The organism is Burkholderia sp. YIM B11467 (assembly GCF_052952715.1).
On sequence record NZ_JBQVSQ010000003.1, the window covers coordinates 110499 to 136019 of the forward strand.

The window sequence follows — 25521 nt, forward strand, 5'->3', positions numbered from 1 at the left end:
TCAGGCGGTCACCAGCTTGAGCGCGTCGTCGAGCGAAGCCGGATCGAACACCGACGCACCCGTCAGGTTGCCGTCGATGCGTTTCGTCAGGCCTGCGAGCACCTTGCCCGGACCGCATTCGATCACGTGCGTGACGCCCGTGCCGGCAATGTGCTGCACGCACTCGACCCAGCGCACCGGGCCCGCGGCCTGGCGCACCAGCGCATCCTTGATCGCGGCCGGATCGCTGACCACGGCGACGTCGATGTTGTTGACGACCGGAATCTGCGGCGCCTTGACGTCGACGTTCACGAGATAGTCGCGCAGCTGGTCCGATGCCGGCTTGAGCAGCGACGAATGGAACGGCGCCGACACCGGCAGCGGCAGCGCGCGCTTCGCGCCCTTCGCCTTCGCGATCTCGCACGCCTTTTCGACCGCGGCCTTGTTGCCTGCGATCACGACCTGCGCGGGCGCATTGAAGTTCACGGCTTCGACGACGCCCGCTTCCGCGGCTTCGGCGCACACCGCGCGCACCGTGTCGTCGTCGAGGCCCAGGATCGCGGCCATGCCGCCCTGGCCGACCGGCACGGCCGTCTGCATCGCTTGCGCACGAAAACGCACGAGCGGCACCGCGTCCTTGAACGCGAGCGCGCCGGCCGCGACGAGCGCCGTGTATTCACCGAGGCTGTGGCCGGCGACGATCGACGGCACCGGGCCGCCTGCCTGCTGCCACGCACGGTAGCACGCGTACGCGGCGGTCAGCATCACGGGCTGCGTGTTGGTGGTGAGATTCAGCTCTTCGGCCGGGCCTTCGGCGATCAGCTTGCCGAGGTCCTGATTGAGTGCATCGGACGCTTCCTGGAGCGTCTCGCGCACCACGGCCAGATCGGCGAATGCGTTGAGCATGCCGACCGCCTGCGAGCCCTGCCCCGGAAAAACGAATGCAAATTTCATATCGTCCCCAATTGAATCGATTCGAACGGCGCGCACGAACGGCGCGCCGGTGGGATCCGCGCGCAGCAGTCGCGCGCCGCGGATCAGAAGCGGAAGACCGACGCGCCCCAGGTGAAGCCGCCGCCGACGCCTTCGATCAGCACGTGCTGGCCGCGCTTGATACGGCCGTCGCGCACCGCGGTGTCGAACGCCAGCGGGATCGACGCGGCCGACGTGTTGCCGTGCTGGTCGACCGTCACGACCATGCGTTCCTGCGGCAGGCCGAGCTTGCGGCAGGTGCTGGTCATGATGCGGATGTTGGCCTGGTGCGGAATCAGCCAGTCGATCTGCTCGGGCGCGAGGTTCGCCTTCGCGAGCGCCTCGATCGCCACCTTCTCGAGCACGTTGACCGCGAGCTTAAACACGGCCTGCCCGTCCATGTACAGGAACGCGCTGCCTTCGATCACGCCGCGATTGACGTTGCCCGGCGTGCAAAGGATATGCGAATAGCTGCCGTCCGCGTGCAGCGCGCTGCCGAGGATGCCCGGCTCTTCCGACGCGGACAGGATCACCGCGCCCGCGCCGTCGCCGAACAACACGCAGGTCGTGCGATCCTTGAAGTCGAGAATGCGCGAGAACGTCTCCGCGCCGACCACGAGCGCCGTGCGGTGCTGACCGCTGCGGATGAAGCTGTCGGCCGTCGCCATGGCGTACGCGAAGCCCGAACACACGGCCTGCACGTCGAATGCCGCGCCGCCGTTCTTGATGCCGAGCTTGTTCTGCAGCAGGCACGCGGTGCTCGGGAACACGAAATCGGGGGTCGAAGTCGCGACGATGATCAGGTCGATCGACTGCGGATCGATTCCGGCCGCTTCGATTGCGCGACGCGACGCCTCGAGCGCAAGATCGCTCGTCGTGACGTCGGGTGCGGCGAAATGGCGCGCATGGATGCCCGTGCGCGCAACGATCCACTCATCGCTCGTCTCGATGCCTTCCTTCGCAAGACGATCGGTCAATTGCTGGTTCGTGACGCGGTCGGGCGGCAGGTAGCTGCCCGTGCCGAGCACGCGGGAATAGAGAGTCGATTGGGCCATTTATGCTTTAGAGGATAGCGCAGCGGAAGGTTCGGCGTGATGGCCTGCGGCCGGGCTCGCCTGGCCCGCGCCGCCCGCGTTGTGTTCGCCGTCGCCGAGCGACACCGAATTATCCGCCATCGCACGCGTGAGGCGCTCCAGCACGCCGTTTTTGACGGCATCATACCCGCGTTTGATTGCCCACTCAAACGCGTAGGCATCGGCCGAACCATGGCTCTTGATCACGAGGCTCTTCAGCCCCAGCAGCGCCGCGCCGTTGTACTGGCGGTGATCGACGCGCTTCTTGAAACGCATCAGGACAGGCAGCGCGAGCAGCGCCATCAGCTTCGACATCAGCGAACGGCCGAACTCCTCGCGGATGATGTCGGACAGCATCTGCGCGAGCCCCTCGGACGTCTTCAGCGCGACGTTGCCGACGAAGCCGTCGCACACGATCACGTCGACAGTGCCCTTGTAGATGTCGTTGCCTTCGACGTTGCCGCGGAAATTCAGCGTGCTGGCGCGCAGCAGTTCACCTGCGCGCTTGATCGTGTCGTTGCCCTTGATGACCTCTTCGCCGATGTTCAGCAGGCCGATCGTCGGCCGCTCCTTGCCTTCGAGCGCGGCCACGAGCGCGTGCCCCATCTCCGCGAACTGCAGCAGGTGCTGCGGCTCGCAGTCGACGTTCGCGCCGAGGTCCAGCATCATCGTGTAGCCGGTCGGATTCGGCAGCGCGGACGCGATCGCGGGCCGCTCGATGCCGGGCAGCGTCTTGAGTACGTAACGGGAAACGGCCATCAGCGCGCCGGTATTGCCGGCGGAGATGCAGGCCTGCGCCGCGCCGTCCTTGACGTGGTTGAGCGCGACACGCATCGAAGAATCCTTCTTCTTGCGCAGCGCCACTTCGACAGGGTCGTCCATCGCCACGACTTCGGTGGCGGGCACGATGGTCAATGCGGGATCGTCGAGGGCTTTCAGCTTTTTCAGCTGGGCGCGGATCGCGCTTTCGATGCCGACGAGCATCAGGTGCGCATCGGGATGCGCGCGGACGAACTTGACTGCTGCGGGAACGGTCACGGACGGGCCGTGGTCGCCTCCCATGCAATCGATAGTGAGCTTTACGGTCATGGAATGCGACGAATTTCAGGCACAAAAAAGCGGCAGTTGAATGCCGCCTTTTTGTTGCGCCAGGAAAGTGTCAAGCGAACCAGTTGTCACGCGAACGGCGAACGTAGCGCGCAACGCGTGACTTGACGCTTAGTCGTTCTTCGTCTTGACGACTTTCTTGCCGCGATAGTAGCCGTTCGGGCTGACGTGGTGACGCAGATGCACTTCACCCGTGCTCGGCTCGACTGCCAGCGGCGACGCCGTCAGGAAATCGTGCGAACGATGCATGCCGCGCTTCGACGGCGACTTCTTGTTTTGCTGGACTGCCATGACTAACTCCTAAATAATTTTCCGGATTCTAACACAGCCCGATCCGGCGCTTAACTACCCTGGCCCAAAGCCCTTACGCCTTCCCGCGCCACAACTGCTTAGTGTTTCTTGGTGCCGTCACCGTCCTTCTTCAGCGCTTGCAGCGCTGCGAACGGATTCGGCCGTTTGCCTTCGTCCTCGGCTTCGCCGGACTCTTCGCCCGCCTCTTCCTCAGGACCGCTCGCACCCGACACGAGGCTTTCGTGAACTGCCGGGCAAACCTCGTGCTTGGGCACGAGCGGCAACGAAAGCAGCAATTCCTCTTCGATCAAGTCGACGAGATCGAACTGGCGTGAGCCCACGATCACATCGGCTTCATCGTCGTCGAGCGGAAATTCTTCAGCTTCTTCTTCGGTCGCGACGACCCGGTAAACCATGTCGACACCGAACGTCTGGTCGTACGGCGTCACGCAGCGCTGGCACGTGAGCCATGCATGGCCATGTACCGCGAGACGCAGATACGGCTGCTGCCCATCGGCGCCGTCGTCCTGCAACTCTTTCTGGGTGAACCCTTCCGCCTGCCACGTGAAGACCGTGTCGCGATCTGGCGCGTCCATCGGCACTTCGTTTAACATGCGCGGCAGTTGCGAAAGGTGCACCGCACCTGCTGCCTGCCGCCCGCTGCGGGCGAATTCGAACAGGTCGACTGCGTGCGGATCAAGTGGTGCCGCAGCAGGTTTGCCAGAAGAAGTGTTCATGTGCGCTCCTGCCTACAGGCTGACTTGCGAATCCGGCTTGGCGCCGCTCACGTACGGCTCATCCGCGGATGACGTACTTTACTTCCGAAGACCCGACAGGCGCCACCACGACGGAAGCCTGTCGACGAAAAGCGGGAAAGCATACCTGTTTTACCTTTTGCGGTCAATCACTTAAGCTTGCGTCCGCGCAACGCCGCCCAACACCTCACGACTCACCGATCCAACCGACCATGCCGGAAACCGTTTGCCGCCTGCCGCGGCTGATTCTTGCCTCCAGTTCCCGCTACCGCCGCGCGCTCCTCGAGCGCCTCGGCGTACCGTTCGACGTCGTGTCGCCCGACCTCGACGAAACCCCGCTCGACGGCGAAACACCCGCCATGACCGCCCTGCGCCTCGCCGGCGCGAAAGCGCGCGCCGTCGCCGCGACGATCGACGCGCCGGACGGCGTGCTCGTGATCGGGTCGGACCAGGTCGCGACCTTCGACGGGCTTCAGATCGGCAAGCCCGGCACGCATGAGCGCGCGCTCGCGCAACTCGTGTCGATGCAGGGCCGCGAAGTCGAATTCCACAGCGCGCTCTGCCTGTACGACAGCCGCACGGGCGAAGCCCAGGTCGAGGACGTCGTCACGCGCGTGCGCTTCCGCACGCTGTCCGAGGCCGAACTCGACGCGTACCTGCGCGCGGAGACGCCATATGACGTGGCCGGCAGCGCGAAGTCCGAAGGGCTCGGCATCGCGCTGCTCGACGCGATCGACTCGGACGACCCGACCGCGCTCGTCGGCCTGCCGTTGATCGCGCTCACGCGGATGCTGCGCGCCACGGAATTCCCTTTGTTTGCAACCAACCGTGGAGACCGCGCATGACGGCCGGCACGCTTTACCTCGTCCCGAACACGCTCGGCGAAGGCGACGAATCGATGCTCGCCGCCGTGCTGCCCGCGGCCGTTCAGGCACGCGCCGGCACGCTCGGCTATTACATCGGCGAAAACGCGAAAACGACGCGTGCGTTCCTGAAGAAGATCGGCACGACGCGCCCGATCCAGGAAATCGAGATCAGCGAGCTGAACGTCAATACGCCGGCCGGCCAAGTCGACCGGCTGCTCGCGCCCGTGCTGGCCGGCGCGGACGCCGGTCTCGTGTCCGAGGCCGGCTGCCCGGCCGTCGCCGACCCCGGCGCACTGCTGGTTCGCCGCGCGCACGAGCGCGGCGTGAAGGTCGTGCCGCTCGTCGGGCCGAGTTCGATCCTGCTCGCGCTGATGGCATCGGGCCTGAACGGCCAGAGCTTCGCGTTCAACGGCTACCTGCCGGTCGACGCGGCCGCACGCGCGAAACGCCTGCGCGAACTCGAGCAGCTGTCGCGCAAGGCGCGCCAGACGCAGATCTTCATTGAAACGCCGTACCGGAATCAGGCGATGCTCGACACACTCGTCGCGACTTGCGCGCCGTCGACGCAGATCTGCGTCGCGGCCGACCTGACCCTCGCAACCGAGACGATCGCGAGCCGCACCGTAGCGGACTGGAAAAAGGCGCCTGCCCCCAATCTGCACAAGCGCCCTGCAATCTTCCTGCTGCTCGCGAACTGACGCCACGGCCGGCGGCTGACGTGCAGGCCATGGCGGCCCGTCAGCCGCCGCTCAGCGCAGGTTGAACGACGCGCCGCCGGCCGTGAGCGCCTTCATCGCGGCACCGCCAACGGCCGCGCCGAACTTGCGCGCGACGCGGTTCGTCAGGCTTTCCTTCACCGTATAGTCGACGAGATCGGGCGCTTTCAGCACATCGCGCGCGACCGTGTCGGTCGTGCCGTAGCCGTCGGCGAGCCCGAGCTCGACGCTCTTCTCGCCGGTCCAGAACAGGCCCGAGAACATGTCGGGCGTCTCGTGCAGCCGCTTGCCTCGGCCATCCTTCACGGCCTTGATGAACTGCGCGTGCACCTGGTCGAGCAACGCCTGCGCATGTGCGTCCATCTTCGGCGTCTCCGGCGAGAACGGATCGTAGAAGCCCTTGTTTTCGCCCGACGTATGCAGGCGCCGCTCGACGCCGAGCTTGCCCATCAGCCCCGTGAAGCCGAAACCGTCCATCAGCACGCCGATCGACCCGACGATGCTCGCCTTGTCGACGAAGATCTTGTCGGCCGCGGCCGCGATGTAATAACCGCCCGACGCGCACATGTCGGTCACGACCACGTACAGCGGCTTGTCCGGGTGCTTCGCGCGCAGCCGCCGGATCTCGTCGTAGACCATGCCGGCCTGGACCGGACTGCCGCCCGGGCTGTTGATCCGCAGCACGACGCCGGCCGTGCCGTCGTCGTCGAACGCGGCGTCGAGCGCCGTGTTGATGTCATCGGCGTTCGCGTTGACGCCGGCCGCGATCTCGCCGTCGATCGTGACGAGCGCCGTATGCCGGCCGCTCGACGAAAATTTCGAATCGCTCGAGAAATCGATCAGCGCGAACGCGAACAGCACGAACACGCCGAGGAACGCGAAGCGAAAGAAGATCTTCCAGCGCCGCGCCGCGCGTTGCTCCTTGACCGCCGCGAGCGCGATCCGCTCGAGCGCCGCGCGCTCCCAGTTCGGTTCGCGGCTGTCGGGACGGGAGGAGGATTCCGGGGAATTCGGTTGGTCGGCCATGCAGTATTGTCGTTAGTCGGTCGTAGCAGGAACGGCGGGACGCAGGTCGGCGTCGGGCACCCAGAATACCGCACGCCCGTCCGGCGTGTCGCGCTCGTCGACCTCGACCGGCCGCAAACGGGCGCCGCGGCACGGGCCGCCGACGCACTTGCCGGTATCCGGCGCATAGATCGCGCCGTGCGTCGCGCACATCAGGTAGAGGCCCGACGACTCGAAGAACTGCCCTTCGGCCCAGTCGAGTTCCATCGGTACATGCGCGCAGCGGTTCAGGTAGCCATAGGCGCGACCGTCGTAGCGCACGAAGAACACGACAGCCTGCTCGCCGCGCAGCGTCGCGTCGACGCGCACGCCGGCGCCGCCATCGGCCAGCGCGTCCGATGCGCACACGCGCACGGCGTCCGGCGCCGCGCTCATGCGTGCTCCCGCAGCCACTCAGCCAGCGCGACGACGTCCGGCGCGACGAAGCGCGGCGTGAGCGCCGCCAGCGCATCGGCCGTGTGCGCGCCGTACGCGACGCCGACGCCGGCCGCGCCAGCGCTCGCGGCCATCTGCAGGTCGTGCGTCGTGTCGCCGATCATCACGGTGCGCGACAGATCCTGCCCCAGTTCCCGGGTCAGCTCCTGCAGCATCGCCGGATGCGGCTTCGAGAACGTCTCGTCCGCGCAGCGCGTCGCGTCGAACAGGCTCGTCAGCTTCGACTGGTCCAGCACGCGATTCAGCCCGACCCGCCCCTTGCCGGTCGCGACGGCGAGCAGGTAGCCCGTGTCGCGCAGCTCGGCGAGCAGTTCGCGCACGCCGGCGAACAGCTCGATGCGCTGGTCGTCGAGCAGATAGTGAAAGCGGTAGCGCTCGGCCAGCCGCGGATAGTCGGACGGATCGAGGGTCGGAGCCGTAATCTGCAGCGCATCGCGCAGGCCGAGGCCGATCACGTAGCGCGACGCCTCGTCGGACGGCGTGGGCAGGCCGAGATCGCGGCATGCGGCCTGGATGCTGTGCGCGATGTGCGCAGTCGAATCCATCAGCGTGCCGTCCCAGTCGAAGACGATCAGGTCAAATTGCTGTCGAGCCATGCGGTTCAGGCGGTATCGCGCAGTGCGCTGAGTTGGTCGAGAAAGCGCCGGCATTCGTCCGGCAGCGGCGCATCGAACTGCAGTGCCTCGCCGGTCAGCGGATGAGCGAGCCGCAGCCGGTATGCATGCAGGAACATCCGTTTCAACGACGGCTGCGCGTTCGCGCGTGCCAGCGCCTTGTTCAATGCGAAATCGCCATACTTGGCGTCGCCGGCGATCGGCAGGCCGAGATGCGCGAGGTGCACGCGGATCTGATGGGTCCGACCCGTTTTGAGTTCCGCTTCGACGAGCGCGTAGTCGGGCCAGCGATCGATGAGGTTGAACACCGTATGCGACGGCAGCCCGTCGTCCTGCACGCGCACGCGGCGCTCCCCTTCCGGGGTCGAATACTTGAACAGCGGCACCTTCACCGCGCGGCGGCGGCCCCAGTCGGACTGCCATTCGCCGTGGCCGCAGGCGAAGTAGCGCTTGTCCATCCGGTTCTCGCGGATCTGTTCGTGCAGGCCCACGAGCGCCGTGCGCTTCTTCGCGAGCATCAGGATCCCGGAGGTCTCGCGGTCGAGCCGGTGCACGAGTTCGAGGAATTTCGCGCGCGGGCGCGCCTGGCGCATCTGCTCGATCACGCCGAACGCGACACCGCTGCCGCCGTGCACGGCGACCCCGGCCGGCTTGTTGATGACGAGCATCGCATCATCCTCGTACAGCACGTCGAAATTCGCGAGCGGCACGACCGGCGTGTCGGCGCGCGCGAGGTCCGCCGCCGCCACGCGCACCGGCGGCACGCGGACGATGTCGCCGTCCGCGAGGCGATACTGCGCATCGACCCGGCCCTTATTCACACGCACTTCGCCGCTGCGGAGGATCCGGTAAATATGGCTTTTCGGCACGCCCTTACAGACGCGCAACAGGAAGTTGTCGATCCGCTGACCGGCCGAGTTTTCGTCGATCTGGATCATCGATACCTGGCCGCTTGCGACCGAATTCTGGGATATTTTGCCTAACTCATTCATACTGAATATAATTTTGCCCAGCCTGACGTTGAGGGTGGCCTGATCGGCCGGCCCCGACCGAGTCGGGCAAGGCGCAAGCGGAAACCGTTATTTTACTTGCGCCGGGGGTCCGCTGCTCGCCCCTAATCAAAGAGATGCAGCAAGTTGCACGCACGGCGCCGACCGTCGGCAAGGATCGCGCCCACAGGCGGATTCGGTCGGCAAGGCGCCGCGGTAACGGAAAGTTGGTTGAAAAGAATTTGATCGGCAGCCCGACGGCGCGAAGTGCGTCCGCAGGCTGCAGGTTGCGAAAATTACGGCGTTGCGCCCGATTTGGCCCCGCGAAGCGTGCGGGGCTTGGCGACGTCAAACCAGGGAAGTACACCCCAAGCGGGAAAGTCGGGCTGGATTCGATACTCCCCGCTGCGGCCCAAGCCGCAGCATCTGCCGCCCGTCGGCGCGCGCGACGCATTGCGCGCGCCCGTGGCAATGCCCGGACTCAGGCTTAGCGCGCTTTTGCAGCGTGCGGTGTGTGAACGCCGTGCTTTGAAGCCGTATTCGCAGGTGCCCTACGGCCGCCGGCCCCGTCTATCGGGCCCAAGCGCCTCTTCAGGCAATTCTCCCCGCCATCGTTCCCGCTCCAGCGTGCTTGTGACAACACAACAAGGTGCGGCCTGCCGTCGTTCCCGCTCTCGCGACTGACAACCGCGAAGCGCCGGCGCGGAGCTGCCTGGAGTCGTTCATGAAACGCATGCTGTTCAATGCGACGCAGCAGGAGGAGCTGCGCGTCGCCATCGTCGATGGGCAAAAGCTCATCGATATCGACATCGAGACAGCCGGGCGCGAACAGCGCAAAGGCAATATCTACAAAGGTGTCATCACCCGCATCGAGCCGTCGCTCGAAGCGTGCTTCGTCAACTACGGCGAAGATCGCCACGGTTTCCTGCCGTTCAAGGAAGTTGCCCGCCAGTACTTCAAGGAAGGCATCGACATGCGCTCCGCGCGCATCCAGGATGCCCTGCGCGAAGGCCAGGAACTGATCGTCCAGGTCGAGAAGGAAGAACGTGGCAACAAGGGCGCCGCCCTCACGACCTTCATCTCGCTCGCCGGCCGCTACCTGGTGCTGATGCCGAACAATCCGCGCGGCGGCGGCGTGTCGCGCCGGATCGAAGGCGACGAGCGCCAGGAACTGCGCGAGACGATGTCGCAACTGCAGATTCCCGACGGGATGAGCATGATCGCCCGTACCGCGGGCATCGGCCGCAGCGCCGAGGAACTGCAGTGGGACCTGAACTACCTGCTGCAGCTGTGGCGCGCGATCGAAGCGGCATCGCAAAGCGGCAATTCCGGCCAGCCGATGCTGATCTACCTGGAATCGAGCCTCGTGATCCGCGCGATCCGGGACTATTTCCAGCCCGATATCGGCGAAATCCTGATCGACACGACCGAGATCCACGATCAGGCCCGTGCGTTCATGGACATCGTGATGCCGGACAACGTGTCGAAGGTGAAGCGCTACCACGACGACGTGCCGCTGTTCTCCCGCTTCCAGATCGAGCACCAGATCGAAACGGCCTACTCGCGCACGGTGCCGCTGCCGTCCGGCGGCGCGATCGTGATCGACCACACCGAAGCGCTCGTCGCGATCGACGTGAACTCGGCGCGCGCGACCAAGGGCGCGGACATCGAGGAAACGGCGACCCGCACGAACCTCGAAGCGGCCGACGAAGTCGCCCGCCAGCTCCGCCTGCGCGACCTCGGCGGCCTGATCGTGATCGATTTCATCGACATGGAATCGGCGAAGAGCCAGCGCGAAGTCGAGCAGCGCCTGAAAGACGCGCTCAAGCATGACCGCGCCCGCGTGCAGATGGGCAAGATCTCCCGCTTCGGCCTGATGGAGCTGTCGCGCCAGCGTCTGCGCCCGGCCCTGTCGGAAGGCAGCCACGTGACCTGCCCGCGCTGTAACGGCACCGGCCACATCCGCGATACCGAATCGTCCGCGCTGCAGGTCCTGCGGATCATTCAGGAAGAAGCGATGAAGGAAAACACCGCGGCGATCCACTGCCAGGTGCCGGTCGAGGTGACCGCCTTCCTGCTCAACGAAAAGCGTCAGGAAATCAACAAGATCGAGTCGCGCTTCAAGGTCGGCATCGTGCTGATCCCGAACAAGCACCTCGATACGCCGCACTACAAGCTCGAGCGCCTGCGCCACGACGACGCACGCCTCGACGATCCGCGCGCCTCGTGGAAGATGGCCGAGGAAGCGGCTCGCGAACTCGAGTCGGAAACCGGCTACAGCAAGCGCACGGCCGACGTGAAGCCGAAGCAGGAAGCCGCGGTCAAGGGCATCACGCCCGAGCGTCCGGCACCGACCCCGGCACCGCAGCGCCCGGTCGAGCCCGTCGCAGCGCCCGCACCGGTCGCCGCGGCAAGCGGCGGCTTCATCGGCTGGCTGAAGGGCCTGTTCGGCGTGTCGTCGGCTCCGGCGCCCGCACCGGTTGCTCCGGCACCGGCGAAGGAGCAGGCAGCCCGTCCGGCGCGCGAGCGTACCGAGAAGACCGAGCAGCGCGGCGGCGATCGCAACCGCAACCGTCGCGGCGGCGCCCAGCAGGCACAAGGCGGCCGCGACCAGGCCGCGGCAGGCCGTGGCCAGCCGCAACGCCTGGAACGCGAAGGCAAGGAAGCGCGCGAACCGCGTGAAGGCCGTGAACCGCGCGAGGCCCGTGAACCGCGTGAAGGTCGCGAGAACCGTGAGGGTCGTGAAGGCCGTGAGGGTCGCGAGGGCCGTGGCCAGCGTGAAGGCCGCGAACCGCGCGAGCCGCGTGAAAGCCGTGAGCCGCGCGAACCGCGTGAGAACCGCGAACCGCGCGAGCGTGCCGAGCAGCCGGAAGCCGTCGACGCGGCCGGCCGTGGCGAGCGCCAGGAACGCGGCGAGCGTCGCGAGCGCGGCGAGCGCCGCAAGCCGACCCAGCATGCGGCCACGCTCGAGACCGTCACCCGTGGCGAAAACCATCCGGAATCGGAAGCCGACAAGGCTGTCGCAGAAGCGCTGCCCGGCGCCGACCTGACCGCCGACGCGGAAGCCGTCGCGCGTGACGGCGAGGAACGTCGTCGTCGTCGTCGCGGCCGCCGTGGCGGTCGTCGCGAGCGTGACGAAGACGGCGCACTCGTCGACCAGGCCGAGCAAGGCACGGATGGCGAAACCGCAGCGCAAACCGTGACGCCGGCAGCACCGGTCGCCGCCGAACCGGCTCACACGGCCGCACCGGCAGTCGTCGCGGCCGTGGCCGCGGCAGGCGCCGTCGCCGTCGAAGCAGCGGTCGAGCACCATGCCGAACCGGTCGCACCGGCCGCGGTCGAGCCGCAACCGGCACCGGTACACGTCGAAGCGGCTCCGGCCGCTCCGGTCGAACCGGTCGTTGCCGCCCAAGCTGCAGAACCGGCACCGGTCGCACCGGCCGTCGATACGGAAGCCGGTCCGGCCCCGGTCGCGGTTTCGCCGACCGACGCGTTCGAAGTGCCGGAAGTGCCGGCAGCCCCGGCCGCCGTCGAGGCGCCGCAGTCCGCGCCCGTCGAGCAAGCCGCACCGGCCGTGACGATCGAAGCCGCTCCGGTGGCTGTCGAGCCGGCACCTGTCGAAGCGGCGCCGGTCGCGGTCGAGGCCGTTGCGGCACCGGCTCCCGTGCAATCGGCCGCCGCGCCCGCTTCGGCGAGCCTGGATGTCGTGCTGGAGCAGGCCGGTCTCGTCTGGGTGAACACGGACGCCGACAAGTTTGCCGCTGCGCAGGAAGCCGCGTCGCGACTCCCGCGTCCGGCCCGCGTGCCGCGCGAACGCAAGGCGCTGCCGGCGGCCGATTCGGCCCCGATGCAGCAGGTCGAAACGACGCACCACTAACCGGCGCATCGCCCGACCAGGAAAAGCCCGCCTCCGGCGGGCTTTTTCACGTCCGCGCTGCGGGTTTCCGCCCACCGGTCCGGTCGGCCGCTTGCGGCTAAAATACAGGTCTGGCTCGCACTTCTTTCAACATGTCCCGACGCATCATTCCTCTCGCCGACGTCAGCGGGATGCCGGACGTCTCCGGCGTCGCGCATGCCCCTGACGGCACGCTGGCCGACACGTTCGCCAGGCCGCTGCGCGACCTGCGCATTTCGGTGACAGATCGCTGCAACTTCCGCTGCGTGTACTGCATGCCGCGCGCCGTGTTCGACAAGGACTACCCGTTCCTGCCGCACAGCGCGCTGCTCACGCACGAGGAAATCGAACGCGTGGCGCGACTCTTTGTCGCACATGGCGTCGAGAAGATCCGCATCACGGGCGGCGAACCGCTGCTGCGCAAGAATCTCGAATTCCTGATCGAGCGCCTCGCGCGCATGACGACGCACGACGGCCGCCCGCTCGACCTGACGCTGACGACCAACGGCTCGCTGCTCGCGCGCAAGGCGCGCGCGCTGAAGGACGCCGGCCTCACGCGCGTGACGGTCAGCCTCGACGCGCTCGACGAAACGCTGTTCAAGCGCATGAACGATGCCGAGTTCGCGAGCGCCGACGTGCTCGACGGCATCTTCGCCGCCCAGGCCGCGGGCCTCGCGCCGATCAAGGTCAACATGGTCGTGAAGCGCGGCACCAACGACAGCGAGATCCTGCCGATGGCCGAGCGTTTCCGCGGCACCGGCGTGATCCTGCGTTTCATCGAATACATGGACGTCGGCACGTCGAACGGCTGGAACATGACCGAGGTGCTGCCGTCGGCGGACGTCGTCGCGCGCATCGCCGAACATTTCCCGCTCGTGCCGCTCGAGCCACACACCGCGGCCGAAACCGCGCAGCGCTGGGGTTATGCGGACGGCAGCGGCGAGATCGGCGTGATCTCGAGCGTCACGCAGGCCTTCTGCGGCGACTGTACGCGCGCGCGGCTGTCGACCGAAGGCAAGCTGTACCTGTGCCTGTTCGCGTCGACGGGCCACGACCTGCGCGCGCTGGTGCGCGGCGGCGCGAGCGACGCCGAGATCGCGACCGCGATCGCGCGCATCTGGCAGGCCCGTACCGACCGCTATTCGCAACTGCGCGGCAGCGCGTCGGCCGAAGCCGCACCCGACGGCACGGCCAAGCGCGTCGAAATGTCGTATATCGGCGGCTGACGCACAGCGCCCTTTCCCCTTTCCGCGTTCTCCCGATGCCCGCTTCCGCCTCTCCTTCAATCGCCGGCCTGCTGCTCGCAGGCGGGCGCGCCACGCGCATGGACGGCGTCGACAAGGGGCTGCAGCTGCTCGACGGCACGCCGCTCGCGCTGCACGTGCTGCGCCGGCTCTCGCCGCAGGTGGACGAGACGCTGATCAGCGCGAATCGCCATGCCGACCGTTATGCCGAGCTCGGCGCGCCGTTCGCCGCGCGCATCGTGGCCGACGAAACGCCCGACTTCCCCGGCCCGCTCGCGGGCCTGCTCGCCGGCATGCGGGCGGCGCGCGCGCCGCTCGTCGCGTGCTCGCCGTGCGACACGCCCTATCTGCCCGGCGACCTCGTCGCACGGCTGCATGCGGCGCTCGACGCGCAGCAGGCCGACGTCGCGATGGCGGTGACCGTCGACGCGCAGCAGACGCGCTCGCCGCAGCCGACGTTCGCGCTGCTGCGCACGTCGCTGGCCGACGATGTCGCCGCCCGGCTCGCGGCCGGCGACCGCAAGGTGCGTGCGTGGTACGCACGCCACAAGACGGTCGAAGTCGAGTTTCACGACGAGCGTGCGTTTTACAATGCCAACTCCTGGCAGGAACTCGCCGCGCTGGCCCGCCGCTGACGGCCCCGCGCCGTTCCCGCCCGGCGCCCACCGCACGCGAAACCCGCGCCCAGGCATCCTCCTCGCGCCACCGGCCACGAACCCGATACGCCTTGCGGCGCAGTCCGACTGATGATCACGCAATCCTCGCCCGCTTCCCGATCCGCACCCGATTCCGATGCTCCGCTGTCGCTCGACGACGCGCGCTCGCTCGCGTGCCGCTTCGCGGTGCCCGTCGATGCGTGCGACACGGTGACGCTGCGCGATGCGCTCGACCGCGTACTCGCGGCCGACGTGAACGCACCGTTCGACATCCCCGCGTACGACAACTCGGCGATGGACGGGTATGCGTTCGACGGTGGCGCCGGCGCGTACGCGTCGTCGCCGGGGGACATCGCGCTGACGGTCGCCGGCACCGCGTTCGCCGGCCATCCGTTCGATGGCGCCGTGGCGGCCGGTTCATGCGTGCGCATCATGACGGGCGCACCGATGCCGGCCGGGTGCGACACGGTGATTCCGCAGGAACGCGTGCGCGTCGACGGCGACACGATCCGTTTCGCCGCGCACGACGTTGCGCGCGGCGCGAACTGCCGCAGGGCCGGCGAGGATCTCGCGCGCGGCGCCTGCGCGCTCGCCGCGGGCCGCATCCTGCGGCCGGCCGATCTCGGCCTGCTCGCATCGCTCGGCATCACCGACGTCACGGTGCGCCGCCACGTGCGCGTCGCCGTCTTCTCGACCGGCGACGAACTGCGCGAGCCCGGCGAACCGCTCGGCCGCGGCGCGCTGTACGACAGCAATCGCGGGATGCTGATCGCGATGCTCGAAAGGCTGCACGTCGACACGATCGATCTCGGGATCGTCCGCGACGATCCGGCCGCGCTCGAAGCCGCGTTGCGCGACGCCGTCGCCGCGCAGGCCGACGCGGTGATCACGTCGGGCGGCGTATCGGTCGGCGAAGCCGACTTCACGCGCGACGTGATGGCGCGGCTCGGCGACGTGACGTTCGCAAGCCTCGCGCTGCGGCCCGGCCGGCCGCTCGCGTGCGGCACGCTCGCACGTGCGGCCGACGGCGCCGGTCACGCGCTGTTTTTCGGGCTGCCCGGCAATCCGGTCGCGTCGGCCGTGACGTTCTACGCGATCGTGCGCCCCGCGCTGCTGACGCTGGCCGGCGCGCAGACACCGCCGCCGGCGATGTACCCGGCCATCAGCACGCAGGCGCTGAAGACGCGTCCGGGCCGCACCGAATACCTGCGCGGCATCGCGACGCGCGCCGCCGACGGCTGCTGGCACGTCGCGCCGGCCGGTTCGCAGAGTTCCGCGTCGCTGAGCGGCCTCGCGGCCGCCAACTGTTTCATCGTTCTGGGCCACGATACCGCGGCAGTCGACGCGGGCGCCCCGGTCGACATCCTGCCGCTCGACGGCCTGATCTGAATTCCACAATCGGTATATCTCTACGGGGGCAATCCGCACATGAAAAAACAAATCTCGTCCATCGCCGCGGGACAGACCGCGAAGGCGCTGATCCTCGTCTACCTGACGTTCAGCGTGCCGATCGTGCTGCTCGGCATTCTCGTCGCGTATATCCGCTACGGCATGGTCGAACTGAGCACGATCCTGAGCGCGCTGCTGCTGAACGCGATCCTCGGCTTCGTGCTGCTGTGGATCGCATGCCATGCGTACAACTGGGTCGCGTCGCGCTTTGGCGGCATCGAGATCGTGCTGTCCGACCCGCCGGAGGAAGCGTGAGCGACACGCCGCTGATCCGCGCGGCCGAAGCCCGCGACGTCGGCGCGATCCTCGCGCTGATGCACGAGCTGGCCGAGTTCGAGAAGCTCACTCACCTGTTCGTCGCGACCGAAGCGGATCTCGCCGACGCGCTGTTCGGCGAGCGGCCCGCAGCTGAAGCGCTCGTTGCCGAGCGCGATGGCGCGATCGTCGCGTATGCGCTGTTCTTCCACAACTATTCGACGTTCCTCGGCCGTCGCGGCCTCTATCTCGAGGATCTGTACGTGCAGCCGTCGCAGCGCGGCTCGGGCCTCGGCACCGCGATACTGCGTCACCTCGCGGCACTGGCCGTCGAGCGCCGCTGCGGGCGCTTCGAATGGTCGGTCCTCGACTGGAACCAGCCCGCGATCGATTTCTACGAAAAGATGGGCGCAACCGTGCTGCCCGACTGGCGCATCGTTCGCGTGACGGGCGACGCACTGGACACGCTCGCCGGACATTGAGCGCGGGCCGGCCGCGCCGGCGATCGCTTCAAAGGAAAACGGGCGCCGCGGCGCCCGTTTTGTCTTTCCAGCCGGTGTCGGCAACGCACGTCACGCGTCGTCCGCATCGGCGCCATCGGTACCTTCATCGCCGAGCAGCCCGGCCGCCGTGTCGCCCGGCAGCGCCTCGACCTGCTTCAGCTTGCGGTTCATCACGCGCGTGCGCTGCTCGGCGGCCTCGATCGAACGCGTGACCGTTTCGAGCTGCGACTTCGTGCGCGCGAGCACGTCGCCGAACTTGCCGAACTCCGTTTTTACCGCGCCGAGCACCTGCCACACCTCGCTCGACCGCTGCTCGATCGCAAGCGTACGGAACCCCATCTGCAGGCTGTTCAGCAACGCGGTGAGCGTCGTCGGCCCGGCGACCGTCACGCGATAGTCGCGCTGCAGCAGATCGGTCAGCCCCGGGCGGCGCAGGATTTCCGCGTAGAGCCCCTCGGTCGGCAGGAACAGCAGCGCGAAATCGGTCGTGTGCGGCGGTGCGACATACTTCTCGGCGATCGTGCGCGCTTCCAGCCGCACGCGCGCCTCGAGCGCACGGGCCGCCTCCTCGACGGCCACCGCATCGGCACGTTCCTGCGCATCGATCAGCCGCTCGTAGTCTTCGCGCGGGAATTTCGCGTCGATCGGCAGCCACACCGGCGGCGCATCGCGCGTGCCGGCATCGCGGCCCGGCAGCCGGATCGCGAACTCGACGCGCTCGGCGCTCTTCGGCACCGTCGCGACGTTCTTCGCGTACTGGTCGGGCGTCAGGATCTGTTCGAGCAGCGCCTCGAGCTGCACTTCGCCCCAGGTGCCGCGGGTCTTCACGTTGGTCAGCACCTTCTTCAGGTCGCCGACGCCCGCCGCGAGCGTCTGCATCTCGCCGAGCCCGCGATGGACCTGCTCGAGCCGGTCCGATACGAGCTTGAACGATTCGCCGAGCCGGTGCTCGAGCGTCGCGTGCAGTTTCTCGTCGACCGTACGGCGCATCTCCTCGAGCTTCGCCGCGTTGTTGGTCTCGATTTCCTTCAGCCGCTGTTCGAGCGTCGCGCGCACCTCGCCGATCCGGCGGTCGTTCGCCTCAGTCAGCTGCGTGAGCTGCCGGTTCAACGTATCGCCGAACATCCTGAGCGCGCCCGTCTGCTCTTCGCGCGCCTGCTGCGCCTGGCGCTGCACGCTCTCGCGCATCGCGTCGAACTGCTGCGCATTGCCGGCGACGAGCTTGCCGAGCTGCTGCGCGAAGCCCTCGATCTGGTTGTTCTGCACGGTCGCCACGCTCGTCAGTTGCGCGGCGAGCGTCTGCTGAAGCTGCGCGAAGCTGCCGGCCAGCTCGGTGCGCGAGCCGCGCGCGTTCTCGACGATCTCGCCGCGCAATTCGCGCTCAAGCCGCTCGACCGCACGCGACTGCGCATGCGCGGCATCCTCGATCTGGTCGCCGAGGACCGCCACATCGTCGTGGCGGCCGCCGCCACGCAGGAGCGCGACGATCGCCACCGCGAGCGCGATGGCCAGCACGACGACCGCCGCAAGCAACAACGTCATCGTCATGCGCGCGGCTTCCCGATCACGTCAGGGTTGATCGGATTCGGCGGCTGCCCCGCGCGCGGCCCCTCGCCCAGCGCGGCGATCAGGTTGTCGGCAGCGAGGTTCGCCATCGCGCGCCGGGTCTTTTCGGTCGCGCTCGCGATATGCGGCGTCAGCACGACGTTCGGCACCTCGAGCAGCGCCGGATGCACGGCCGGCTCGCCTTCGTACACATCGAGGCCGGCCGCGGCGATCGTCCCGTCGCGCAGCGCGACGGCCAGCGCCGCGTCGTCGACGATCCCGCCGCGCGCGATGTTGGTCAGCGTCGCGGTGGGCTTCATCTTCGCGAGCTCGGCCGCGCCGATCGTGTGATGGTTCTCCTTCGTGTACGGCAGCACGAGCACGACGTGATCGGCGCGCGCGAGCAGCGCATCCTTCGACACGTATTCGGCATTCAGCTCGGCCTCGATCTCGGGCGCGACCCGAGACCGGTTGTGATACATCACCTGCATCCCGAAGCCGCGCGCGCGACGCGCGAGCGCCTGGCCAATGCGGCCCATCCCGATGATGCCGAGCGTCGATCCGTAAATGTCGCTGCCGAGAAAACCGTCGTACGCCCACTTCTGCCAGTGACCGGCGCGCAGCCAGTGTTCGGATTCGGCAATACGGCGCGCGGCAGCCATCATCAGCGCCCAGCCGAAATCGGCGGTCGACTCGTTCAGCACGTCGGGCGTGTTGGTGCCGAGCACATTCACCGCGTTGAACGCGGCCATGTCGAAGTTGTTGTAGCCGACCGCCATGTTCGCCACGACGCGCAGGCGCGGCGCCGCCGCGAGCGCAGCCGCGCCGACCGGGTCGCCCGCCGTCAGCGCGCCGTCCTTGTCGGCCAGACGCGCGGCGAGCGCGTCGGCGGCAAGCGCGTCGCCATTGTTCCAATCGACTTCGAAATACTGCTCGAGCCGTTCGATCACGTCCGGAAAGATCGGACGCGCGACCAGAATCTTCTGCATCGCCATCTCCGCATGCAGCAGGCCCGTCGCGGCACGCCGTGCGCCGCCGCGATCGCCCGCGCGAGGTTGAAAATCGTCAGCTTACGCCGGGAAGAAGAGCCACGACGTCAGCAGGAATACGGGTATCAGCACGACGAGCGCCCAGCCGAGATACGCGAAGAAGCTCGGCATCTTCACGCCCCGCGATTCGGCGATCGCCTTCACCATGAAGTTCGGCGCATTGCCGATATAGCTGTTTGCGCCCATGAACACCGCGCCCGCGGAAATCGCGGCGAGCGTCGAGGCGTCGGTCGTCATCAGCGTCTGTGCATCGCCGCCCGCGAGGTTGAAGAACACGAGATAGGTCGGTGCGTTGTCGAGAAACGACGACAGGATGCCGGTCGCCCAGAAGTACATCGCGTCGATCGGCTTGCCGTCCGGCCCGGTGACGAGATGAACGATCTGCGCGAACGCGCCGTCCGCGCCCGCGCGCAGGATCACGATCACCGGCGCGATCGTCACGAAGATCCCCGCGAACAGCTTCGCGACTTCCTCGATCGGCGCCCAGTTGAACGCGTTGCCCTCGCGCGCCGAACGCGGCGTCAGCGCGAGCGACGCGAGCGTCACAACCACCAGCGAGACATCGCGTGCAAGGTTCTGCAGCGCGACGTGCGTGCCCCACACGTCGAACGTGATGCCAGGCTTCCAGATGCCGCTCATCAGCACGAGGGCGACCACGGCCAGCAGCAGCACGAAGTTGATCTTGCCGTCGATCGACAGCGCCGCGCCGTCGGGCGTCGGATCGAGCGCGGCCGGCCGCTCCTCGCCGCCCTTCCGGTAGAAGTACGTATCGAGCGCGAAGAACAGCGTGAGCAGCACGACGCAGATGAACAGCATCGGCAGCGCGAGATGCGTGGTCGTCCAGAAGAAGCTCACGCCGTTCAGGAAACCGAGGAACAGCGGCGGATCGCCGAGCGGCGACAGCGAACCGCCCGCGTTCGCGACGAGGAAGATGAAGAAGATCACGACGTGCACGATATGCTTGCGGTTGTCGTTGGCGCGCAGCAGCGGCCGGATCAGCAGCATCGCGGCGCCCGTCGTGCCCATCACGCTCGCGAGCAGCGTGCCGAGCGCGAGGATCGCGGTGTTCAGCTTCGGCGAGCCGTGCAGGTTGCCGTTCACGCAGATGCCGCCCGCGACCGTATAGAGCGCGGTGAGCAGCACGATGAACGGGATGTATTCCTCGAGCAGCGCATGCACGAGCGTGCCGAACGCGGTGCCCGCGCCGAATGCGAACGCGAACGGGATCAGGAACACGACCGCCCACCCGGCTGCGATCTTGCCGAAATGGTGATGCCAGAACACCGGGGCGACGAGCGGAAACAGCGCGATGGACAGCAGGATCCCGGCGAACGGGATGCCCCAGAGCGCGGACAGCGTGGCACCGTCGAGCGTGGCGGCCGATGCGAGCGCGGGAACGGCGCCAAGCGCGATTCCCGACGCCATGCCCGCCCAGGCGGCATGTCGTTTCATGCAGAACTTCCTTGTTCGAGTGGTAGTGGATGCTGCGGGTGCGTCATGCGCCCCGTACGACGATCGCGTGAACGCGGTACGGGCCGTGCGCGCCCAGTACGATGGTCTGCTCGATGTCGCCCGTGCGCGACGGGCCCGACACGAAATTGACCGCGCGCGGCAATTCGCCGCGCTCCGCGCGGATCAGCGCGAACGCGTCTTCATGACCGGCGACGATCCGCGACGCGGGCACGATCGCGATGTGCGTCTCCGGCAGCAGGCCGGCCGACGCATAGGTATCGGGGCCGGACAGCAGCACCAGCGAGCCCGTTTCGGCGGTCGCGCAAAAACAGCCGGTGAGGCCGACGAGATCGCCGTCGCGCGGCTTGCGGCATTCGACCGACAGGCCTGCGCCCGCCCAGTCGAGATCGGCCAGTGTGCGCCATGCGATGGCCTGCATCGGCAGGCCGTGAGCGGACAGATAACGCGCGGCGGCGGCGGGTGCGTCGGCAAGCGTCGCGACTTCGTCGACCGTCGTCGACAGACGCGCCGCTTCTTCGACGAATGCGGCGACGAGATCGGCCGACGCCGGCGGGCGCGGGCCTTGCGGATGACGGGCGAGATAGTCGGCGACGCCGTCGTGCTCCGCTGCGTCGGGTTCGGCCGCGCGCCCCTGCGCCGCGCGGATGCGCGCGAGGATCTGGCGACGGGCAGCGGAAGTGTCCATGAACGGTCCTCGTGACGTTGGCGGGCGATACCGTCGGATTATACCGGCCGCCCTCGCCGCACCGCAGCTTTGGCCGTCCGGCCGACGCTCACTTCGACGCGTCTTCCTCGACCGGCTGCGCGATGCCGAACACCTGGCGCAGGTACGCGAGATACGCCTTGTCGTCGCACATGCTCTTGCCCGGCGAATCCGACAGCTTCGCGACCGGCTGGCCGTTGCAGCGGACCATCTTGATCACGATCTGCAGCGGCACGTAGCCGAGATCGTTGGTGAGGTTCGTGCCGACGCCGAACGCGAGCTTGCAGCGGCCGCGGAATCGTTCGTACAGCTGCATGACCTTCGGGATGTCGAGCGCGTCCGAGAACACCAGCACCTTGGTGCGCGGGTCGCAACGGTTCGCCTCGTAATGGCGCAGCATCCGCTCGCCCCACTCGAACGGATCGCCCGAATCGTGGCGCGCGCCGTCGAACAGCTTGCAGAAGTACATGTCGAAGTCGTTCAGGAACGCATCCATCCCGTAGACGTCCGACAGTGCGATCCCGAGGTCGCCGCGATATTCCTTCGCCCACATCTCGAAGCCGTAGATCTGCGAATCGCGCAACCGCGGGCCGAGCGCCTGGCACGCCTGCAGGTACTCGTGAGCCATCGTGCCGAGCGGCGTGATGTCGTGCTTCATTGCGTACAGCACGTTGCTCGTGCCCGCGAACTGCGGGCCGAGGCCGTCGCGCAGCGTGAGCGCGACCTCTTCGTGCCAGACCTTCGAGAAGCGCCGGCGCGTACCGTAGTCGGCGATCTTGCAGTCGGCGAACTCGGGTTTCGCGCCGAGCAGCTTGATCTTCTCGCGCAGTCGCTCGCGGCCTTCGCGATAGTCGGGCTCGCGCTGCGTGTTGCGGAAATAGACCTCGTTGACGATCGCGAGCACCGGGATCTCGAACAGGATCGTGTGCAGCCACGGCCCCGTGATCTCGATGTCGATCTCGCCGTTGCCCTTCGGCGACGGCGTGATCGAGATGTACTTCTCGTTCAGGTGGAACAGCGCGAGGAAGTCGACGAAATCGCTTTTGATGAAGCGCATCCGCCGCAGGTAGTCGAGTTCGACGTCGGTAAAACGCAGCGAGCACAGGCCGCGCACCTCGTCGCGGATCTCGTCGATATACGGAACGAGATCGACGCCGGGCGTGCGGCACCGAAAACGGTATTCGACGCTTGCAGCGGGAAAGTGATGCAGGACGACCTGCATCATCGTGAACTTGTAGAGATCCGTGTCGAGCAGCGAAGTGATGATCATGTTTTTACGGCACCGCCAATATCGTGACAGGGCCCCGGCGCACCGCGCGCCGCCCGGTCTGTCGGCCATGTTACCCGAATGCGTGCCCGACCATCGGGAAACCGCCTGCCGCCTCGTCGTGCCGGCGCATGGTGCGCGGGTGCCCGGTGGCGCGCCCCTTCGGCCCTTAAGCGGCCCCCCCCTGGGCGGGGCCCCATAAACTAATCACGAAACGATATAAGCCGGATAGCCGACCACGGCATGCGGGTTTTGCGCTTCAGTTACAATGCCGCTTTTGGCGCAAACGCCACCCCATATATACCGCCAAGCAGGAGCGTTTTAATGACTCACGTTGTGACCGAAGGCTGCATCAAGTGCAAATACACGGACTGCGTGGATGTGTGCCCGGTGGATTGCTTCCGTGAAGGTCCCAACTTTCTCGCCATCGATCCGGACGAGTGCATCGACTGCGCCGTGTGCGTCGCCGAATGCCCGACCAATGCGATCTATGCCGAAGAGGACGTTCCGGGCGACCAGCAGCAGTTCACCGAGCTGAACGCCGAGCTGGCAAAGGGCTGGCCGTCGATCACGAAGACCAAGCCGGCACCGGCCGATGCGGACGAGTGGAAGGACGTGCAGGACAAGCTGCACCTGCTCGAGCGCTGATCGCGCGGCGGCCGCAGAAATTTTTTGTTCGCTACGGCCCAAAGGTATTGACAGGTTAGCCAACACTCCATACAATCTCGTTTCTCTGCTGTTTGTTCCCCGATAGCTCAGTCGGTAGAGCGCCGGACTGTTAATCCGTAGGTCCCTGGTTCGAGCCCAGGTCGGGGAGCCAAAAACGCAAATGCCCGTTGAAATTGAACGGGCTTTTTGCTGGTGACGCAAACGCAGATGTACCGATTTATTCCCCGATAGCTCAGTCGGTAGAGCGCCGGACTGTTAATCCGTAGGTCCCTGGTTCGAGCCCAGGTCGGGGAGCCAGACAGCGAAAGGCCCGTCATTCGACGGGCCTTTTGTTTTTCCGGCCGCCCTTCCGCCTTTCGTGGCCCGGCCGTGCGCATGCTAGAGTCTTCGTCCCGCATCCGTATCCGGTTCCATCGATGAAGCATCGTCTCCTTTCCTGCGCCCCCCTCGCCCTCCTGCTTTCCGCATTCGCCGCGGCACCGCTCGCGCACGCGGAGGAAGTCGGCAGCGTCAACACCCATTTCCGCGTAACGGGCTCCGACCGCGTGGTCGTCGAAGCGTATGACGATCCGGTCGTCCAGGGCGTGACCTGCTACGTGTCGCGCGCACGCACGGGCGGGATCAAGGGTACGCTCGGCGTCGCCGAGGATCCGAGCGAAGCGTCGATCGCGTGCCGGCAGGTCGGCCCGATCAGCTTCAAGGAACCGCTCAAGCAGCAGACCGACGTGTTCAGCGAGCGCATGTCGTTCATCTTCAAGACGCTGCACGTCGTGCGCGTGGTCGACAAGAAACGCAACACGATCGTCTACCTGACCTACAGCGACCGCATCGTCAGCGGCAGCCCGAAGAACGCCGTCACCGCGGTGCCGATGCCGGCCGGCCCGACGATTCCGGTCAAGTAAGGCCCGCACCGGACGGGCGCGCGAGCGATACACTGTCGGTTCGACCGCTCCCGCGCCCGATCATGTCCGCCACCCGTCTTCCCGACTCCGCACGCTACTGGCGCACGCCGCTGCTGCCGGATGCGGATCTCGTCACGGCCACCTATCGCGACCACACGTTCGCACCCCACTGGCACGACGCGTACACGATTCCCGTGATTCTCGAAGGCGCGGAACGCTTCACCTATCGCGGCAGCGGTTATGTCGCCGAAACGGGCACCGTGCCCGTGATCAATCCCGGCGAAGTGCATACGGGTTCGCGCGCGGCCGACGAAGGCTGGTGCTACCGCGTGAGCTACATGCCGGTCGAATTCATCCGCGCACTCACGAGTGCGATCGCGGGCCGCCCGCAGGATGCACCGTGGTTTGCCCCCGACGTGATTCGAGACGCCGATCTCGCAGCCCGGCTCACGCTTGCGCACCGGATGATGGAAGCCGGCAGCGAGCGCGCCCTGTCCTCGCATGCGCACGGGCAGGCGGCCGACGATCCGGCATCCAACGCACCCCGCATCTACGATCCGCTCGCCGCCGAAATGGCGATGCTCGACGCGCTGTCGACGCTGATCGTCCGCCATGCCGACGCGCTGCCGCGACCGGCGCCGCTCGCCGCGGACGAACCGCGCGTCGACGCGATGCGCGAGCGGCTCGCCGCCGACCTCACGTGCACCGTGACACTCGACGAAGTCGCGCAAGCAGCCGGCCTGTCGCCGTTCCACGCGGCGCGCCTGTTCACCCGCACGACCGGCATGCCACCGCATGCATGGCGCAACCAGTTGCGCCTGCAGCGCGCGCTGGCGCCGCTGCGCGCGGGCGTGCCCGTCGCCGATGTCGCGGCGGCCAGCGGCTTCGTCGACCAGAGTCACTTCACCCGGCATTTCAAACGGATGTTCGGTGTGCCGCCAGGGCGCTGGCAGGCAAGCTGACACGCGGCATCGCGCACCCCGCATCCGGCGGCCGCGATACCGGCAGCGCTGCCACGCCCCCGCGAGCGCAAGAACATACAAGCCGGC

General features: G+C 67.3%; 25 protein-coding genes and 2 tRNA genes. 13 read left to right on the forward strand and 14 right to left on the reverse strand.

Features of this window, described 5'->3' with window-relative positions; all coding sequences use genetic code 11:
- The 5 genes from fabD to ACTRWB_RS12475 all read right to left on the reverse strand — a co-directional run bounded on the left by fabD (nucleotide 1) and on the right by ACTRWB_RS12475 (nucleotide 4159).
- Complete coding sequence (gene fabD / locus ACTRWB_RS12455; RefSeq protein WP_446902093.1) at nucleotides 1-933, reverse strand: ACP S-malonyltransferase; 933 nt, start codon at nucleotides 931-933, stop codon at nucleotides 1-3.
- Nucleotides 934-1016: 83 nt separating this feature from the next.
- Nucleotides 1017-2006, reverse strand: a complete 990-nt coding sequence (locus tag ACTRWB_RS12460) for a beta-ketoacyl-ACP synthase III (protein ID WP_048249554.1) — start codon at nucleotides 2004-2006, stop codon at nucleotides 1017-1019.
- Nucleotides 2007-3113 carry a phosphate acyltransferase PlsX gene (plsX, locus tag ACTRWB_RS12465; protein ID WP_129514060.1) on the reverse strand — a complete coding sequence of 369 codons (1107 nt, stop codon included), beginning with the start codon at nucleotides 3111-3113 and terminating at the stop codon, nucleotides 2007-2009.
- A 129-nt stretch (nucleotides 3114-3242) separates the two neighbouring features.
- Entirely contained in the window at nucleotides 3243-3422 is a 180-nt protein-coding gene (rpmF, locus tag ACTRWB_RS12470; protein WP_047900174.1) for a 50S ribosomal protein L32, read from the reverse strand.
- 98 nt (nucleotides 3423-3520) lie between these two features.
- The gene (locus ACTRWB_RS12475) at nucleotides 3521-4159 is read right to left on the reverse strand and encodes a YceD family protein (RefSeq protein WP_129514059.1); all 639 of its coding nucleotides are present in this window, start codon (nucleotides 4157-4159) and stop codon (nucleotides 3521-3523) included.
- Nucleotides 4160-4389: 230 nt separating this feature from the next.
- On the opposite strand from ACTRWB_RS12475, the gene ACTRWB_RS12480 reads away from it, so the two are divergent.
- Nucleotides 4390-5022: a Maf-like protein gene (locus tag ACTRWB_RS12480; RefSeq protein ID WP_193097910.1), complete on the forward strand. Its 633-nt coding sequence runs from the start codon at nucleotides 4390-4392 to the stop codon at nucleotides 5020-5022.
- A complete protein-coding gene (locus ACTRWB_RS12485) occupies nucleotides 5019-5741 on the forward strand; it encodes an SAM-dependent methyltransferase (RefSeq protein WP_343495000.1) in 723 nt (240 codons plus the stop codon). Before ACTRWB_RS12480 ends, ACTRWB_RS12485 begins: the two co-directional genes overlap by 4 nt.
- Before the next feature lie 51 nt (nucleotides 5742-5792).
- Here the strand turns inward: ACTRWB_RS12485 and ACTRWB_RS12490 are convergent, their stop codons facing one another.
- The 4 genes from ACTRWB_RS12490 to ACTRWB_RS12505 are packed head-to-tail and all read right to left on the reverse strand — an operon-like array spanning nucleotide 5793 to nucleotide 8865.
- A complete protein-coding gene (locus ACTRWB_RS12490) occupies nucleotides 5793-6785 on the reverse strand; it encodes a S49 family peptidase (protein ID WP_129514056.1) in 993 nt (330 codons plus the stop codon).
- Between the two features lie 12 nt (nucleotides 6786-6797).
- On the reverse strand, nucleotides 6798-7199 hold the full coding sequence (locus ACTRWB_RS12495; RefSeq protein WP_048249560.1) for a Rieske (2Fe-2S) protein: 402 nt from the start codon (nucleotides 7197-7199) through the stop codon (nucleotides 6798-6800).
- Nucleotides 7196-7855, reverse strand: coding sequence for an HAD-IA family hydrolase (locus ACTRWB_RS12500; RefSeq protein WP_446902094.1), 660 nt, complete (start codon nucleotides 7853-7855; stop codon nucleotides 7196-7198). The genes ACTRWB_RS12495 and ACTRWB_RS12500 overlap by 4 nt, the downstream gene beginning before the upstream one ends.
- A gap of 5 nt (nucleotides 7856-7860) precedes the next feature.
- The gene (locus tag ACTRWB_RS12505; protein WP_446902095.1) at nucleotides 7861-8865 is read right to left on the reverse strand and encodes an RluA family pseudouridine synthase; all 1005 of its coding nucleotides are present in this window, start codon (nucleotides 8863-8865) and stop codon (nucleotides 7861-7863) included.
- A 721-nt stretch (nucleotides 8866-9586) separates the two neighbouring features.
- On the opposite strand from ACTRWB_RS12505, the gene ACTRWB_RS12510 reads away from it, so the two are divergent.
- The 6 genes from ACTRWB_RS12510 (at nucleotide 9587) to ACTRWB_RS12535 (ending at nucleotide 16843) form a co-directional block, all read left to right on the forward strand.
- Complete coding sequence (locus ACTRWB_RS12510) at nucleotides 9587-12739, forward strand: Rne/Rng family ribonuclease (RefSeq protein ID WP_446902096.1); 3153 nt, start codon at nucleotides 9587-9589, stop codon at nucleotides 12737-12739.
- Between the two features lie 131 nt (nucleotides 12740-12870).
- On the forward strand, nucleotides 12871-13983 hold the full coding sequence (gene moaA, locus ACTRWB_RS12515; protein WP_412022228.1) for a GTP 3',8-cyclase MoaA: 1113 nt from the start codon (nucleotides 12871-12873) through the stop codon (nucleotides 13981-13983).
- Nucleotides 13984-14018: 35 nt separating this feature from the next.
- The gene (mobA, locus tag ACTRWB_RS12520) at nucleotides 14019-14636 is read left to right on the forward strand and encodes a molybdenum cofactor guanylyltransferase MobA (RefSeq protein ID WP_446902097.1); all 618 of its coding nucleotides are present in this window, start codon (nucleotides 14019-14021) and stop codon (nucleotides 14634-14636) included.
- A 111-nt stretch (nucleotides 14637-14747) separates the two neighbouring features.
- Nucleotides 14748-16046: a molybdopterin molybdotransferase MoeA gene (gene moeA, locus ACTRWB_RS12525; RefSeq protein ID WP_446902098.1), complete on the forward strand. Its 1299-nt coding sequence runs from the start codon at nucleotides 14748-14750 to the stop codon at nucleotides 16044-16046.
- Between the two features lie 39 nt (nucleotides 16047-16085).
- On the forward strand, nucleotides 16086-16361 hold the full coding sequence (locus tag ACTRWB_RS12530) for a hypothetical protein (protein ID WP_006476519.1): 276 nt from the start codon (nucleotides 16086-16088) through the stop codon (nucleotides 16359-16361).
- Nucleotides 16358-16843, forward strand: a complete 486-nt coding sequence (locus ACTRWB_RS12535; RefSeq protein ID WP_446902099.1) for an N-acetyltransferase family protein — start codon at nucleotides 16358-16360, stop codon at nucleotides 16841-16843. The genes ACTRWB_RS12530 and ACTRWB_RS12535 overlap by 4 nt, the downstream gene beginning before the upstream one ends.
- A 90-nt stretch (nucleotides 16844-16933) precedes the next feature.
- Here the strand turns inward: ACTRWB_RS12535 and rmuC are convergent, their stop codons facing one another.
- The 5 genes from rmuC to pncB all read right to left on the reverse strand — a co-directional run bounded on the left by rmuC (nucleotide 16934) and on the right by pncB (nucleotide 22904).
- Nucleotides 16934-18412 carry a DNA recombination protein RmuC gene (gene rmuC, locus ACTRWB_RS12540; RefSeq protein WP_446902100.1) on the reverse strand — a complete coding sequence of 493 codons (1479 nt, stop codon included), beginning with the start codon at nucleotides 18410-18412 and terminating at the stop codon, nucleotides 16934-16936.
- A complete protein-coding gene (locus ACTRWB_RS12545; protein ID WP_446902101.1) occupies nucleotides 18409-19398 on the reverse strand; it encodes a 2-hydroxyacid dehydrogenase in 990 nt (329 codons plus the stop codon). The genes rmuC and ACTRWB_RS12545 overlap by 4 nt, the downstream gene beginning before the upstream one ends.
- A gap of 81 nt (nucleotides 19399-19479) precedes the next feature.
- Complete coding sequence (locus ACTRWB_RS12550; RefSeq protein ID WP_446902102.1) at nucleotides 19480-20910, reverse strand: sodium:proton antiporter; 1431 nt, start codon at nucleotides 20908-20910, stop codon at nucleotides 19480-19482.
- A gap of 43 nt (nucleotides 20911-20953) precedes the next feature.
- Nucleotides 20954-21616: a LutC/YkgG family protein gene (locus ACTRWB_RS12555; RefSeq protein WP_446902103.1), complete on the reverse strand. Its 663-nt coding sequence runs from the start codon at nucleotides 21614-21616 to the stop codon at nucleotides 20954-20956.
- Nucleotides 21617-21704: 88 nt separating this feature from the next.
- Nucleotides 21705-22904, reverse strand: coding sequence for a nicotinate phosphoribosyltransferase (pncB, locus tag ACTRWB_RS12560; RefSeq protein ID WP_343494990.1), 1200 nt, complete (start codon nucleotides 22902-22904; stop codon nucleotides 21705-21707).
- Between the two features lie 321 nt (nucleotides 22905-23225).
- On the opposite strand from pncB, the gene fdxA reads away from it, so the two are divergent.
- The 5 genes from fdxA to ACTRWB_RS12585 all read left to right on the forward strand — a co-directional run bounded on the left by fdxA (nucleotide 23226) and on the right by ACTRWB_RS12585 (nucleotide 25434).
- Nucleotides 23226-23549: a ferredoxin FdxA gene (gene fdxA / locus ACTRWB_RS12565; protein ID WP_034183076.1), complete on the forward strand. Its 324-nt coding sequence runs from the start codon at nucleotides 23226-23228 to the stop codon at nucleotides 23547-23549.
- 96 nt (nucleotides 23550-23645) lie between these two features.
- A tRNA-Asn gene (locus ACTRWB_RS12570) sits at nucleotides 23646-23721 on the forward strand.
- 70 nt (nucleotides 23722-23791) lie between these two features.
- Nucleotides 23792-23867: transfer RNA gene (locus tag ACTRWB_RS12575), tRNA-Asn, on the forward strand.
- 119 nt (nucleotides 23868-23986) lie between these two features.
- A complete protein-coding gene (locus ACTRWB_RS12580) occupies nucleotides 23987-24472 on the forward strand; it encodes a CreA family protein (protein ID WP_446902104.1) in 486 nt (161 codons plus the stop codon).
- A gap of 62 nt (nucleotides 24473-24534) precedes the next feature.
- A complete protein-coding gene (locus ACTRWB_RS12585) occupies nucleotides 24535-25434 on the forward strand; it encodes an AraC family transcriptional regulator (protein ID WP_446902105.1) in 900 nt (299 codons plus the stop codon).
- Nucleotides 25435-25521 lie beyond the last annotated feature (87 nt).